General features: G+C 42.2%; 13 protein-coding genes. 11 read left to right on the top strand and 2 right to left on the bottom strand.

Annotated elements, in window-relative coordinates:
• Positions 1-15: 15 nt before the first annotated feature.
• Together B554_RS0104215 and B554_RS0104210 are read right to left on the bottom strand one after the other, a co-directional pair.
• On the bottom strand, positions 16-369 hold the full coding sequence (locus B554_RS0104215; RefSeq protein WP_004703515.1) for a hypothetical protein: 354 nt from the start codon (positions 367-369) through the stop codon (positions 16-18).
• A gap of 93 nt (positions 370-462) precedes the next feature.
• Positions 463-1,884, bottom strand: coding sequence for a GGDEF domain-containing protein (locus B554_RS0104210; RefSeq protein WP_019457083.1), 1,422 nt, complete (start codon positions 1,882-1,884; stop codon positions 463-465).
• Positions 1,885-2,309: 425 nt separating this feature from the next.
• On the opposite strand from B554_RS0104210, the gene ndhC reads away from it, so the two are divergent.
• The 11 genes from ndhC to nuoL all read left to right on the top strand — a co-directional run bounded on the left by ndhC (position 2,310) and on the right by nuoL (position 14,257).
• On the top strand, positions 2,310-2,861 hold the full coding sequence (gene ndhC / locus B554_RS0104205; RefSeq protein WP_004703510.1) for an NADH-quinone oxidoreductase subunit A: 552 nt from the start codon (positions 2,310-2,312) through the stop codon (positions 2,859-2,861).
• Positions 2,862-2,867: 6 nt separating this feature from the next.
• The gene (locus B554_RS0104200; RefSeq protein ID WP_002050353.1) at positions 2,868-3,545 is read left to right on the top strand and encodes a NuoB/complex I 20 kDa subunit family protein; all 678 of its coding nucleotides are present in this window, start codon (positions 2,868-2,870) and stop codon (positions 3,543-3,545) included.
• A gap of 84 nt (positions 3,546-3,629) precedes the next feature.
• Positions 3,630-5,417, top strand: a complete 1,788-nt coding sequence (gene nuoC, locus B554_RS0104195) for an NADH-quinone oxidoreductase subunit C/D (RefSeq protein ID WP_004703507.1) — start codon at positions 3,630-3,632, stop codon at positions 5,415-5,417.
• Between the two features lie 13 nt (positions 5,418-5,430).
• Entirely contained in the window at positions 5,431-5,940 is a 510-nt protein-coding gene (nuoE, locus tag B554_RS0104190) for an NADH-quinone oxidoreductase subunit NuoE (RefSeq protein WP_003653477.1), read from the top strand.
• A complete protein-coding gene (nuoF, locus tag B554_RS0104185; protein ID WP_019457082.1) occupies positions 5,937-7,268 on the top strand; it encodes an NADH-quinone oxidoreductase subunit NuoF in 1,332 nt (443 codons plus the stop codon). The genes nuoE and nuoF overlap by 4 nt, the downstream gene beginning before the upstream one ends.
• Positions 7,269-7,279: 11 nt before the next feature.
• Entirely contained in the window at positions 7,280-9,964 is a 2,685-nt protein-coding gene (gene nuoG / locus B554_RS0104180; RefSeq protein ID WP_004703501.1) for an NADH-quinone oxidoreductase subunit NuoG, read from the top strand.
• Between the two features lie 3 nt (positions 9,965-9,967).
• Entirely contained in the window at positions 9,968-10,984 is a 1,017-nt protein-coding gene (nuoH, locus tag B554_RS0104175; protein ID WP_004703499.1) for an NADH-quinone oxidoreductase subunit NuoH, read from the top strand.
• A gap of 18 nt (positions 10,985-11,002) precedes the next feature.
• Complete coding sequence (nuoI, locus tag B554_RS0104170) at positions 11,003-11,545, top strand: NADH-quinone oxidoreductase subunit NuoI (RefSeq protein WP_004703498.1); 543 nt, start codon at positions 11,003-11,005, stop codon at positions 11,543-11,545.
• Entirely contained in the window at positions 11,545-12,063 is a 519-nt protein-coding gene (gene nuoJ / locus B554_RS0104165; RefSeq protein ID WP_014205902.1) for an NADH-quinone oxidoreductase subunit J, read from the top strand. Before nuoI ends, nuoJ begins: the two co-directional genes overlap by 1 nt.
• On the top strand, positions 12,063-12,371 hold the full coding sequence (nuoK, locus tag B554_RS0104160) for an NADH-quinone oxidoreductase subunit NuoK (protein WP_000529822.1): 309 nt from the start codon (positions 12,063-12,065) through the stop codon (positions 12,369-12,371). The genes nuoJ and nuoK overlap by 1 nt, the downstream gene beginning before the upstream one ends.
• Positions 12,368-14,257, top strand: a complete 1,890-nt coding sequence (gene nuoL / locus B554_RS0104155; RefSeq protein ID WP_019457081.1) for an NADH-quinone oxidoreductase subunit L — start codon at positions 12,368-12,370, stop codon at positions 14,255-14,257. The genes nuoK and nuoL overlap by 4 nt, the downstream gene beginning before the upstream one ends.

The raw sequence follows: 14,257 nt of genomic DNA, 5'->3' as shown, positions 1-14,257 counted from the left end.
TTTTTATTGGCTGATTTATAGTTGAGTCGCGTCAGGCTCTAAAATCGGTTTGCCGCTTCTTAGACTGTTAAGAGCATCGGTATTAAAGTCAATTAACAGCGAATTATTTTTAGCATCAATTTGATATTTTTGAATAAGAGGTTGGTCTCCATTCAAAGTTTCAACTTTATATGAATCTGCAATATGTAAAATGCCTTCTAGGTTTGTCGTGGTTGACGCGAAATCTTGTCTAAAAATTTCATAGACATCTCTCAAGTCAAAAATGGCATTATCTGCATCTGGATGTTTTTGAATATAGCTTTCTATATGTCGCACGAGTAATTGCGCGAACAAGTAATAGTCTGGTTTATGCGTATATTCTAGATTCATACATTTTTCTCCTTATTATCTGTTATTAGCATACATGGCAAAAACAGAAGTTATTGTATAAAATTCATTACACTAGATGATGACTTTAAAATATTACAAAGAAATAAAAACCCGATTACGTCCTTGGCGTTTAGCTTGATAGAGTGCGTCATCGGCTTCTTTAAACAGGCTTTCAATAGACCGATGGTGATTTGGTGAATATAGACTTATACCAATACTGACCTGTACAAAAATAGGTAATTTCCCATAAACATAAATCGGTTGCTGACTAATCTTGGTACGTATTCTTTCGGCGAGCTCAAAAGCGGCTTCTTTATTAGTATCAGGAATAAAAATTGCGAACTCTTCGCCACCAAAACGTCCTAGTAAATCATGAGGGTGCAAAATATTTTGTATAGTGGTTACACAGGTTTGTAAGGCTCGATCTCCAATTAGGTGGCCATAACTATCATTTACCTTCTTAAAATGATCGACATCTAGCATAAAAAAAGCAGATGTTTTATTTTCCTTTTGAACTTTTTCTTGAAGTATACGAACTGATTGTAAAAATTGACGTCGAGTTAAACTAGATGTGAGCTCATCATGGGCAATAGCATGTTGGAGTTTTTGAATTAACTCAGAGTGAAGTGCACTAATACTAGAAACAGTCAGAGGTGCAAGCGTCATCATAATTAAGCCAATACGAATTGAGATGGTATTGCTTAAGTATTCATTTGGATAAAGTAATAAATAATGACCAGAGACATGGTAAATAATATAAGCACTGGTAAATGAGGTAATTAGGGCGACTACAATAGGTTTGTAGCGTATAGCACACCAAACTAAAGCTGCGATTGGATAGAGTAAAGAACCTGGCCCAGAGTCGTAATAACTTACTGTAATTGAAATTAATACAGCTAAAAAAGGCAATAAGTCGATAATGCTTATATGCTCCCGATGACCATTAAAATAACGTTTTATCTGGGAGTAAGCAGGGATATTGAGCAGTATAGGAAGTAAGAGTAGGGCATTTTGTAGTTCTGATGTCATCCAGTAACCAAACTCAGCCCAAAAGCTGCCAAGCATAAACTTGGTATTAAACATAGGCACAAAAGTCGCGGCAAATAAAGCGCCAACTAAACTGCCTATGCCACATAACCCGAATAAAAAAAGGTAAGAATAACCACGATGAGCAGATCTAATGTGTTGACTTAAACATAGATACAGCACTAAAGAAGTAACAACATAAATATAGTTAGATGTTGTTAGGATAATAGTCAGTAAAAATGGTGTGCCTTGAATAAGGTCGGCAATAATATATCCAGTATATGCACCAAGAAAAGTACCGAGCTTACGTGTTTGAGGATAGCGAACTAGTAATCCTAATAAAACTGAATTGGCCGGCCAGAAAAAAGCCAGAAAACTAAGGGGCCGAGATGCAATTCCAATAAAGCAGCATATCGAAACAATGATCGTAAATAGAATGAAAAATTTCAGGAAGGAAGAAAATGAAAGTTCACGAAGTGAGTATGGCATCAGCTGCCCTTAATGATAAATACCCTTATCCAAGAGTAATAAATATTATGCATGATTAAACATTCATCATAATTCAGAGCAGAAGATGAATACAATAAAAAACCGCTTAATATTATAAAAAAGTAAGTTGTTTAATTTGACCAAATGAGCGATTGTTCAAATAATATTAAAAATCAAAAAATGAAAAAAATCATCACAAGCATAAAAACTATCAAATAAACCGATTATGAACGGTGAAACCCCCTCTACAAGACATAGATGAATACTTTTGATTAGAAAATCATCCAAAAGACTAAGACGCTTCAACTAGCATGCGAAATTAGAAATCAGGTACAATTGGCGGGATTAATTTTGTGTTTGGTGTATTCAAAGGCCAATACATACATTCTTTGTTAAATAATAGGCCTGCCAGGAGTTATCCCCGCATGAGTGCCATTACTCCATACGACTGGGCGATTATCGCCTTCGTGATCGGCGTTACATTTCTTTGCGTCTTTATGCTCACAGTTCCCTTACTCCTCGGGGGAAAATCGTGGGGACGTGCTAAGCAAGAGCAGTTTGAATCAGGTGTCGTGAGTGCTGGTGGCGCTCGCATTCGCCTGTCTGCAAAGTTCTATTTAGTTGCAATTTTCTTTGTTGTATTCGATTTAGAGGCACTTTACCTCTATGCATGGTCTACTTCTGTGCGTGAAGTAGGGTGGTTGGGATATACCACTGTTGTGATCTTTGTCGTTGATCTATTGATTGCGCTTGTTTATGCCTTCTCTGTAGGTGCCTTAAGTTGGTCACCAGCAGATCGTCGTAAATCAGCAGGTGAAAAGATCAAAGTTGGTTCACCAACAATGAATATTGCTGAAATTACACGCTTTAACTCTATTGAAGAGCTCGTAACTGACCCTACAGGCCAGATTCCAGCCCAATCATCAGGTCGTGTTAAGTCAAAAACTACACCTGCATTGTCATCTGAAAAGGAGTAAGTCGGGATGAAATATACTCTGACCCGCGCGAATCCGGATGCTGATCAATACCCATTGCAAGAACGTCAAATTGTGACTGATCCGCTAGAAGAGGAAGTGAATAAAAACGTATTCATGACTCGCTTAGAGGATGTCTTGCATACAGCAGTAAACTGGGGACGTAAAAACTCTTTGTGGCCATTTAACTTTGGTACCTCATGTTGTTACGTTGAATATGCAACGACTTTAACAGGCGTGCATGACTTGTCCCGTTTCGGTGCAGAGGTTATTCGTGCTTCACCTCGTCAGGCTGACTTGATGATTGTTGCAGGTACCTGCTTTGTAAAAATGGCTCCGGTTATTCAACGTTTGTATGAACAAATGTTAGAACCTAAATGGGTTATTTCGATGGGTGCTTGTGCAAACTCTGGAGGTATGTACGACATCTATTCAGTAGTACAAGGTGTAGACAAAATTATTCCTGTTGACGTGTACGTCCCAGGTTGTCCGCCTCGTCCTGAAGCATTAATTCAAGCATTAATGCTTTTGCAAGACCAGATTCAATTAGAGCGACGCCCGCTTTCTGCCGTGATTGGTGATGATCTTCAGCCAGTGTATAAGCCAAAGATGATGCCAGAACGTGATCGTAAGAATGCGCAGCGTATTGCCGTTAAAAACTTACGCTCTATGGATGAGATTAAATAATTTTTTGACGGTGTTTTGACATATCTAACCGATATGTTCATCGAGAAAATTGACAGAATTTGTATTAAATAGGAAGCCAAGCCAATGGCTGAAACTGACATTGCTATGCCAGAATCAACACCAGTTGATTCACGCCCAGCATTTGCAATCGTAGAAGAGCTCAAAACCAAGTTTGGTGAGAACTTCTATGTGCAGGCGACTTTTGAAGAGTTTCCAACAGTCTGGGTTGAGCGCGCACGCGTGCAAGAAGTCCTCATGTTCCTGCGTAAAGTGGAACGTCCTTATGTAATGCTGTTTGACTTATCAGCGATGGATGAGCGTTTACGTCAACATCGTGATGGTTTACCAGCATCTGACTTCACTGTGTTCTATCATTTATTATCGCTTGAGCGTAATAGTGACATTCGTATCAAGGTTGCCTTGAACGAAAATGATCTTAACCTCCCGACAGCGACAAATATCTGGCCAAATGCCAACTGGTATGAACGTGAAGCTTACGATATGTTCGGTATCAATTTCGAAGGGCATCCAATGCTCCGTCGTATTTTGTTGCCAACTTATTGGGAAGGTCATCCGCTTCGTAAAGAATATTCAGCACGTGCGACAGAATATACGCCGTACATGCAAGACAAAGCGAAGCAAGATTTCGAACAGGAACACTTACGCTTTGTACCTGAAGATTGGGGTCTTAAGCGTGGTAACGCTGACGAAGACTTCATGTTCTTGAACTTGGGCCCTAACCATCCATCTGCGCACGGTGCGTTCCGTGTTGTATTGCAGTTAGATGGCGAAGAAGTGAAGGACTGTGTACCTGATATCGGTTATCACCACCGTGGTGTGGAAAAGATGGCTGAACGTCAAACATGGCATTCTTTCATTCCTTATACTGACCGTGTCGACTACTTAGGTGGTTGTGCTCAAAACATGCCGTATGTCATGGCTGTAGAGCAAATGGCAGGTATTAAAGTTCCTGAACGTGCGCAAGTGATTCGTGTCATGTTGAACGAATTGTTCCGTATTAATAACCACTTGTTATTCTGTGGTACGGCAATTCAGGATGCCGGTGGTATGACACCAGTATTCTATATGTTCGCAGACCGTCAAAAAGTTTACGACATTGTTGAGGCAATCACGGGTTACCGTATGCATCCAGCATGGTTCCGTATTGGTGGTACAGCACACGACCTTCCAAACAACTGGCAAAAACTTGTTAAAGAATTGCTAGAGTGGATGCCTAAACGTTTGAACGAATACTACACAGCTGCACTTAAAAACTCTGTGTTTATTGGTCGTACACGTAATGTTGCTCAATACGATGCAAAATCTGCGCTTGCATGGGGTGTAACTGGTACTGGTTTACGTGCAACAGGTATTGATTTCGACGTACGTAAATATCGTCCATACAGTGGCTATGAAAACTTTGATTTTGATGTGCCAGTTGAGTATGAAGGCGATGCATACGCTCGTGTACTTGTTCACTTCCGTGAAATTACTGAGTCACTCAAAATTATCAAACAGTGTTTGGATAACATGCCTTCTGGTCCATATAAAGCGGATCACCCATTGGCTGTGCCACCACCAAAAGATAAGACATTACAAGACATTGAAACCTTGATTACGCACTTCTTGAGCGTGTCATGGGGTCCTGTTATGCCTGCTGGTGAATCATCATTCATGACCGAAGTTGTGAAAGGTGCAAGTACTTACTACTTGACTTCAGATAAAGCGACCATGAGTTATCGTACTCGTATTCGTACACCGACGTTTACTCACTTACAGCAAATGCCTTCAGTGATTAACGGAAGTTTAGTATCTGACTTAATCATTTATCTGGCGACCATTGACGTGGTTATGGCTGACGTGGATCGCTAAGAGGTAACACATAATGATGATTTTGACTGATAAAAAACCACGTGTGAATGTTGAAGGAATTTTGACTGCGGAAGAAATTCACGACATCGAACATCACATTGGTCACTATCCGTACCCACGTGCAGCCTCTTTGGATGCTTTGAAGTGCGTACAGCGCCGTAATGGTTGGGTAGATGACGCTCAAATGAATGCCATCGCACAGTTGTTGTCGATGAGTGTTGCTGATTTGGAAGGTGTTGCAACATTTTACAACCGTATCTATCGCCATCCGGTAGGTCGTCACGTAATTTTGCTTTGTGACTCAATTGCTTGCTTCTTAATGGGTGCTGAAACACTTGCTGAAGCATTCCAGCGTGAATTAGGTATTCAGTATGGTCAGACGACACCAGATGGTCGTTTTACACTGCTACCAATTTGCTGCCTAGGCAACTGTGACAAAGGCCCAACGTTAATGATTGATGAAGATACTCACGGTTTAGTGGAAGTGACATCAATCAAACAGTTATTGGAGAAGTATGTATGAATACCGAACCAAAACCAATTTATGGCGACGGTAATCCGGAAACTCATCCACTGACTTGGCGTTTAAGCAAACAAGAAGCAGTACGTAGCGCTGACGATTACGAAGCACTTGAAGGTTATGCAGGCTTTAAAAAAGCATTAGGTATGAAACCTGCTGAAGTGTTAGATGTCATTAAAGCTGCAACTGTAAAAGGTCGTGGTGGTGCAGGCTTCCCAGCAGGGATCAAATGGTCTCTTATGGCACCAAATGATGGTGGCCCACGTTATTTAATCTGTAACGCCGATGAGATGGAACCGGGTACCTTTAAAGACCGTTTGTTGATGGAAAAACTTCCTCACCAATTGATCGAAGGTATGTTGATTGCAGGTTATACCTTAGAAGCAACTCAAGGTTATATCTTCATTCGTGGCGAATACATCGAGGCTGCACAATACCTAAATGAAGCGCTTGACCAAATTCGCGCTAAAGGTTACTTAGGTGACAACATTTTAGGTTCTGGCTGGAACTTCGAGTTACACGTGCATACAGGCGCAGGTCGTTATATCTGCGGTGAAGAAACTGCATTGATTAACTCACTTGAAGGCCGCCGTGCTAACCCACGTACAAAACCACCATTCCCGCAAGTTGCTGGTGCATGGGGTCGTCCTACGATTGTGAACAACGTTGAAACTTATAACAACTTGCCAGCAATCATGCTTCGTGGTCCAGAGTGGTATATCGGTTTATCAGCTGGTAAATCAAAAGATCCAGGCACTAAGATTTATGGTGCGTCAGGTAAAGTTAAATTCCCTGGTCTTTGGGAACTTCCATTTGGTACGACTGCTCGTGAAGTAATTGAAGATCATGCCGGCGGTATGCGTGAAGGCTTAAAGCTTAAAGCATGGTTACCAGGTGGTGCGTCTACTGACTTTTTACCTGCAGATACTATTGATTTACCAATGGATGCAGACACTATTATGAAAGCAGGTTCTCGTTTGGGAACATGTTTGTTGATGGTGGTAGATGAAACTCAATGTATGGTATCGCTCACTCGTAACTTAGAAGAGTTCTTTGCGCGCGAATCATGCGGTTTCTGTACACCATGCCGTGATGGTTTGCCATGGGCTGTTAAAGCGCTTAAAGCACTTGAGACAGGTGAAGGTAAGAAAGAAGATATCGATCATTTACAAGAGTTAACTCGTAAATTGTGGATTGGTAAAACTTTCTGTGCCCACGCACCAGGCGCGATGGAGCCGCTTATGGGCGCACTCAAACATTTCCGTGGTGAGTTTGAAGCGAAAGTGACGAATCGTCCTGTCGTGCAAACCAGCAACGTAGAACAAGCTTAAGGAATTCGACTATGGCTACAATTCATGTCGATGGAAAATCGTATGAAGTCAACGGCTCGGAAAACTTGCTACAAGCATGTTTGAGTCTGGGCATCGACATCCCATATTTTTGTTGGCATCCATCCTTAGGTTCGGTTGGTTCTTGCCGTCAATGTGCCGTAACTCAGTATGCAAATCCTGAAGATACGCGCGGACGTCTTGTGATGTCATGCATGACGCCAGCATCTGACAATACCTATATCTCGATTGAAGACAAAGAAGCTACGGATTTCCGTGCGTCTATTGTTGAATTCTTAATGACGAATCACCCACACGACTGTCCAGTATGTGAAGAGGGTGGTCACTGTCATTTACAAGATATGACTGTAATGACAGGTCACGACCGTCGTCGCTATCGTTTTACGAAGCGTACACACTACAATCAAGAACTCGGCTCATTCATCGCGCATGAAATGAACCGTTGTATTGCTTGTTACCGTTGTGTTCGTTACTACAAAGACTATGCGGGTGGTACAGACTTTGGTGTATATGCCAATGCGTCACGCGTTTACTTTGGTCGCCCAGAATCAGGTACTTTAGAGTCTGAATTCTCAGGTAACTTGACTGAAGTATGTCCAACAGGTGTATTTACCGACAAGACTCACTCAGAACGCTATAACCGTAAATGGGATATGCAATATGCACCAAGCGTGTGTCATGGCTGTTCTTCGGGTTGTAACATTTCTCCGGGTGAGCGTTATGGTGAAATCCGTCGTGTAGAAAACCGTTTTAATGGTTCGGTTAACCAATACTTCCTTTGTGACAAAGGTCGTTTTGGCACAGGTTATGTAAACCGTGCAGATCGTCCGCGTCAACCTCAATTCCGCAATGGTGAAACAGTAGCAACTGTTTCAGTTGACCAAGCTTTAGATCAGGCAATTGCGAAACTTGAAGGTAAGAAAGTTTTAGGTATTGGTTCACCACGTGCAAGTTTAGAATCAAACTACGCATTACGTGAACTTGTAGGCCAAGCAAACTATTCAACAGGTGTTGCACAAAAAGAGCAAAATCTTGTTGAGCTTGCAGCTTCAATCATGCAAACAGAGGGTATTTACAACCCGAACATGCGTGAAATTGAAGGCTATGATGCAGTATTAATTTTGGGTGAAGATTTAACTCAAACTGCACCTCGTATGGCATTGTCAGTTCGTCAAGCTGCGAAAAACAAAGCTCGCGAAATGGCTGCAAAAACACGTACGCCAGATTGGTTGGCTGAGCCTGTACAACGTATTGGTCAGGAAGCGAAGTCTCCGATCTATATCTTGGCTGCAACTCAAACTCGTCTTGCCGATGTTGCGACTGGTGAAGTGGTTGCATCTCCAAATGACATCGCGCGTTTAGGTTTTGCAGTTGCTGCAGCAGTTAAAGGTGAAGTTGTAAGTGGTTTAGATGACGATGCAAAAGCATTTGCACAAACTATTGCCGACACTTTAAAAGCAGCAAACAAACCGTTAATTATTGCGGGTACGAGCTTGCAAGATGCTTCAATTATGGAAGCTGCGGCAGAGTTAACGCAAAACCTTGGTTCAAAAGCTGGTTTAAGCCTTGTTGTTCCTGAAGTGAACTCTATGGGCTTGGCATTGTTTGGCGGTTTAAGCCTTGAACAAGCATTTGCTCAAGACTACGACACACTTGTGATTGTTGAAAATGACTTGTTCCGTCGCTTACCGGCTGCTCAAGTTAAAGCAGCACTTGATAAAGCTGAAACAGTAATTGTGCTTGATCACAGCGAAACAGAAACTGTGAAACAGGCTGATATTGTACTTTCAGCATCAAGCTTTGCTGAAGGTGATGGTACTGTTGTAAGCCAAGAAGGCCGTGCACAGCGCTTCTACCAAGTTTACGATCCAAGCTACTACAAGCCTGAATACGCGATTAAAGAATCTTGGCGTTGGTTGCATGCCATTGAAACTGGCCTTAAAGGTAAGCCAGTTGATTGGACATTGCTTGATGATGTTATTGAAACTATCGTTAAAAATGTTCCGGTACTTGAAGCAATTCAAGACGTTGCACCAGATGCAGGCTACCGTGTACATGGTTTGAAAATTGCGCGTGAACCACGTCGTTATTCTGGTCGTACAGCAATTCGTGCACCTTTATCGGTTCATGAACCTAAACAGCCAACAGATCCAGACTCAGCATTAACATTCTCTATGGAAGGTTATGTAGGTCCACAAAATGCATCTTCACTTGTACCATTTGCGTGGGCTCCGGGTTGGAACTCTCCACAATCTTGGAACAAATACCAAGATGAAGTGGGCGGTCACTTAAAAGGTGGTGATTCGGGCGTTCGTTTATTCGATCGTTTAGCAAAACGTCCAGCACGTAGCTATGTTGCTCCAACTGCTGTAGTTGCAAACCCTGAAAGCTTCCGTCTTGTACCAATGCACCACATCTTTGGTTCTGGTGAATTCACGATTAAAACACCTGCAATGGAAACTCGTATTCCAGAAGCTATGTTTGCAGTTGGTGAGCAAGACGCAACGCGTTTGAATTTGCAAGAAGGCCAACGCATTACAGTTAAAGCAGGCGAAACTACAGTGAGCTTGCCTGTACAAGTAATTGAATACTTACCTACAGGTTATATCGGGTACCCAGTTGGTTTAGCACCAACAGTATCGTTAGCTGAGCCTGTTTCAGTGGCTTTAGGAGTGTAATTCATGAATCAAGAAATTATACGTCAAACGCCACTTTGGGCTGAGAACTGGCCAATTGCTTATGCAGTTGTTCAAGCAGTTGTGATTTTGCTTGTTGTTGTTCTTGTTGCTGCGTTGATGTCTTTTATTGAGCGTCGTTTACTTGCTTGGTGGCAAGACCGTTATGGTCCAAACCGTGTTGGTCCTGGTGGTATGTTCCAGATCGTTGCCGACATGCTCAAGATCATGTTCAAAGAAGACTGGACACCAAAATTTGCTGATAAATTAACTTTCCGTTTAGCTCCGGCAGTTGCGATGGCAACTGCGGTGCTTTCGTTCATGGTTATCCCAGTGAGTCCTTCGCTGGGTGTTGCCGACATGAGCATCGGTTTGTTGTTCTTTATGGCAATGGCTGGTATTGCAGTCTATGCAGTCTTATTTGGTGGCTGGGCTTCAAATAACAAATACTCATTGCTTGGTGGCTTACGTTCAGCTGCTCAAACCATTTCTTATGAAGTGTTCTTGGGTATCTCGTTAATGGGTGTGGTTGCAATTGCAGGTTCATTCAACCTTCGTGAAATTGTTGAAGCACAACGCGATGTTTGGTTCGTTATTCCACAATTCTTAGGTTTCTTGATTTTTGTGGTTGCTGGTGTTGCGGTAACTCACCGTCATCCATTTGACCAACCAGAAGCAGAACAAGAATTGGCTGAAGGTTACCATGTTGAATATGGCGGTATGAAATGGGGTATGTTCTTCGTTGCTGAATATGTCAACGTTGTACTTATCTCTGCATTGATCGTGACTTTATTCTTTGGTGGCTGGTTAGCGCCATTCAATTTAGAAATTCCATTTGTTCCACCAGTATTCTGGTTTGTGATTAAAACAGCATTCTTTGTAATGATGTTTGTATTGGCACGTGGTTCTTTAATGCGCCCACGTTATGACCAAGTCATGAACTTTGGTTGGAAAATTTGTTTGCCATTGGCGTTGGTCAACTTGTTAGTGACTGGTGCTGTGATTCTGATGAATCAGGCCTAGGACAGCAGGGAGTACAAAATGTATAAATTTCTAGCTGGATTCGGATCAATTGTACGTTCGTTGTTTATGGTATTTAGCCATGCAACGCGTAAACGTGACACGATTTTATATCCAGAAGTACCGGCTGAACAAATTGTGCCGCCACGCTTTCGTGGTCGTATCGTATTAACGCGTGACCCAGATGGGGAAGAACGTTGTGTGGCATGTAACCTTTGTGCGGTTGCATGTCCAGTTGGCTGTATTTCACTACAAAAAGCAGAAAAAGAAGATGGGCGTTGGTATCCGGAGTTTTTCCGTATCAACTTCTCTCGTTGTATTTTCTGCGGTATGTGTGAAGAAGCATGTCCAACGACAGCGATTCAAATGACTCCAGATTTCGAGTTGGGCGAATACGTACGTCAAGACCTTGTATATGAGAAAGAAAACTTACTCATTTCAGGTCCAGGTAAATACCCAGACTACAACTTCTACCGTGTAACTGGTATGGCTGTTAGCGGTAAAGAGAAAGGTCAAGCACAAAAAGAAAGTGCACCAATCGATGTACGGAGTCTATTACCATGATGTGGCCGTTTTATTTGATGGCGCTCGTGGCCATCGTTTCTACGGTTCGTGTAGTTACTAACACGAACCCTGTACATGCATTGCTTAGTCTGATTGTTTCATTACTTGCAGTTGCTGGTATTTTCATGATCGTAGGTGCGCCGTTTGCTGGCGCCCTCGAAATCATTGTTTATGCTGGTGCAATTATGGTCTTGTTCGTATTCGTGGTGATGATGCTTAACTTAGGGCAACACACTGTAGAACAAGAGCGTAAATGGCTTTCTTCAGATGCTTGGGCATATCCAGCACTCATGAGCTTTTTACTTGGCTTACTTTTAGTTTGGATGCTTGGTGGTGAATATACAACCATCTCTGCACCACTTGGAGCACAAGTAATTGGACCAAAAGTTGTTGGTCAAGCGCTCTTTACTCACTACTTATTATTGGTTGAAGTTGCCGCGATGTTATTGCTAGCAGCCCTTGTTGCAGCATACCACTTAGGTAAACGTGAACCAGGTGCAGAAGAGGAAAAAGAATAATGGGCCAGATCCCTTTAGAACATGGTTTGATTGTTGCAACCATTCTTTTTGCACTCGGTTTTTACGGTGTAATGGTGCGACGCAACCTACTATTTATGTTAATGAGTCTTGAAATCATGATGAATGCTGCTGCGTTAGCATTCGTTCTTGCGGGTAGCGTATGGGCACAACCAGATGGACAAGTGATGTTCATTCTGATTTTAACCCTTGCTGCGGCAGAGGCGTGTATCGGTCTTGCGATTGTCCTTCAGTTCTATCATCGCTTCCATCATTTGGATGTGGATGCTGCTAGTGAGATGCGCGGATGAGTTATTTATATCTAACAGTATTATTTCCGCTAATCGGTTTTATTTTATTGGCGGCAGGGCGTGATAAGCTCTCTGAAAATGTTGCAGCAATTATTGGTGTGGGTTCTGTAGGTTTATCTGCATTATTTGCATTGATTGCTGGTATGGCATTTACCAACAGCGGCCAACAGGTTTTTGTTCAAAACCTTTGGACATGGTTCAATGTTGGTGGTTTCGCTCCTGGCATTAGCTTACATTTAGATGGCTTATCTTTACTTATGATGGGCATGATCACTGGTGTTGGTTTCCTAATCCACATCTTTGCATCATGGTACATGCGTGGTGAAGAAGGTTATGCGCGTTTCTTTTCTTATTTCAACCTATTCGTTGCAAGCATGCTTGTGCTTGTATTGGGTGACAACTTAGCGTTGTTATTCTTAGGTTGGGAAGGCGTAGGTCTTTGCTCTTACTTGCTCATCGGTTTCTATTATGCAAACCCTGCAAATGGTTGGGCAGCGATCAAAGCATTTACAGTTACCCGCGTAGGTGACGTATTCTTACTTATCGCTTTATTCTTGCTTTACCAACAATTTGGTACGCTGAATACTCAGTACATCGTTGAACATGCAGCAGAAGTAATGACGAAGAGTTCGTCACTTACCATCTGGACTGCGTTAATGTTGTTCTTGGGTGCTGCTGGTAAATCTGCTCAAATTCCATTGCAAACATGGTTGGCAGATGCGATGGCAGGTCCAACACCTGTTTCTGCATTAATCCACGCAGCAACAATGGTAACGGCTGGTGTGTACTTATGCTGCCGTCTATTCAGCGTATTTGAGCTTGCACCTGAAGTGATGCAATTCATTTCAGTAACAGGTGCTGTAACTTTATTAGTTGCAGGCTTTGCTGCTCTTGTGCAAACAGACATCAAACGTATTTTGGCTTACTCAACAATGAGTCAGCTTGGTTATATGTTTATGGCTGTCGGTGCAGAAGCGTATCAAGCTGGCTTGTTCCACATGTTGGCTCATGCATTCTTCAAAGCATTATTATTCTTGTCTTCTGGTGCAGTTATTCTTGCTTACCATCACGAACAAAATATTTTCAAAATGGGTGGTTTGTTCTACAAAAACAAATTCCTATTTGCATGTTTCGCGATTGGTGGCGGTGCATTAGCAGCGATTCCATTCTTAACAATCGGCTTCTTCTCAAAAGATGCGATTCTTGGTGAAGTTTGGGTACAAGGTCAATCAATTGCTCTATACCATACCTTATATTGGGCTGGTGTAGCAGGTGCATTCCTGACTTCAATCTATACCTTCCGTTTAATCTGGGTTGTATTCTTCGGTAAAGAAAATACACATTACCATGAGATTAAAGGTGCAACTTACTGGGCGCCATTAGGTATCTTAGCTGTATTGTCTACTTTTGTGGGCGCTGCCCTAAAAGGCCCAGTCGCTGGTATTTTAAATACTGCAAAAATTCCTGAATTCCATGTTGCTGAACAGTTTGTAGAAGGCATGCATGGGGCAGAGCATTTAGCAGTAGGTATCGCGCTTGCTGGTTTAGCTGTTGGTGTTGGGCTGTTTGCATTTGCTTACGGTGCAGTGAAGTCGTTTGCAAAAACAAGTCTTGGTGCTGGCTTAGCTCATATTTGTCGTACTGCATTTGGTTTTGATGCGCTGTATGACATCGTTTTTGTTAAACCTTATTTATTCTTCGCCAAACTATTTGGTCGTGATCCAATTGATAGCTTGTGGCTTGTGCTTCCTGCGCTTGTTAAAGGCGGAAACAGTTTTACAAGCTCACGTCAAACAGGTTCATTGCGTGAATACGCATCAAGCATGTCACTCGGTGTAGTGGTGTTATTGATGATCTTGATCGTTATTCAGGTAGTGGGGAAATAA

It is taken from the genome of Acinetobacter sp. GG2 (assembly GCF_000292385.1).
Taxonomy (GTDB): Bacteria; Pseudomonadota; Gammaproteobacteria; order Pseudomonadales; family Moraxellaceae; genus Acinetobacter; species Acinetobacter seifertii.
Note: the sequence above shows the minus strand (reverse complement) of the source record. Positions and strands in the feature narration are given on the sequence as shown.

Excerpts from the sequence above, each read along its gene's own strand:
- nuoK (WP_000529822.1), top strand. The coding sequence starts at position 12,063 with ATGGGCCAGATCCCTTTAGAACATGGTTTGATTGTTGCAACCATTCTT.
- nuoC (WP_004703507.1), top strand. The coding sequence starts at position 3,630 with ATGGCTGAAACTGACATTGCTATGCCAGAATCAACACCAGTTGATTCA.
- nuoL (WP_019457081.1), top strand. The coding sequence starts at position 12,368 with ATGAGTTATTTATATCTAACAGTATTATTTCCGCTAATCGGTTTTATT.
- nuoI (WP_004703498.1), top strand. The coding sequence starts at position 11,003 with ATGTATAAATTTCTAGCTGGATTCGGATCAATTGTACGTTCGTTGTTT.
- nuoH (WP_004703499.1), top strand. The coding sequence starts at position 9,968 with ATGAATCAAGAAATTATACGTCAAACGCCACTTTGGGCTGAGAACTGG.
- nuoG (WP_004703501.1), top strand. The coding sequence starts at position 7,280 with ATGGCTACAATTCATGTCGATGGAAAATCGTATGAAGTCAACGGCTCG.
- B554_RS0104200 (WP_002050353.1), top strand. The coding sequence starts at position 2,868 with ATGAAATATACTCTGACCCGCGCGAATCCGGATGCTGATCAATACCCA.
- B554_RS0104210 (WP_019457083.1), bottom strand. The coding sequence starts at position 1,884 with ATGCCATACTCACTTCGTGAACTTTCATTTTCTTCCTTCCTGAAATTT.
- nuoE (WP_003653477.1), top strand. The coding sequence starts at position 5,431 with ATGATGATTTTGACTGATAAAAAACCACGTGTGAATGTTGAAGGAATT.
- nuoF (WP_019457082.1), top strand. The coding sequence starts at position 5,937 with ATGAATACCGAACCAAAACCAATTTATGGCGACGGTAATCCGGAAACT.
- ndhC (WP_004703510.1), top strand. The coding sequence starts at position 2,310 with ATGAGTGCCATTACTCCATACGACTGGGCGATTATCGCCTTCGTGATC.
- nuoJ (WP_014205902.1), top strand. The coding sequence starts at position 11,545 with ATGTGGCCGTTTTATTTGATGGCGCTCGTGGCCATCGTTTCTACGGTT.
- B554_RS0104215 (WP_004703515.1), bottom strand. The coding sequence starts at position 369 with ATGAATCTAGAATATACGCATAAACCAGACTATTACTTGTTCGCGCAA.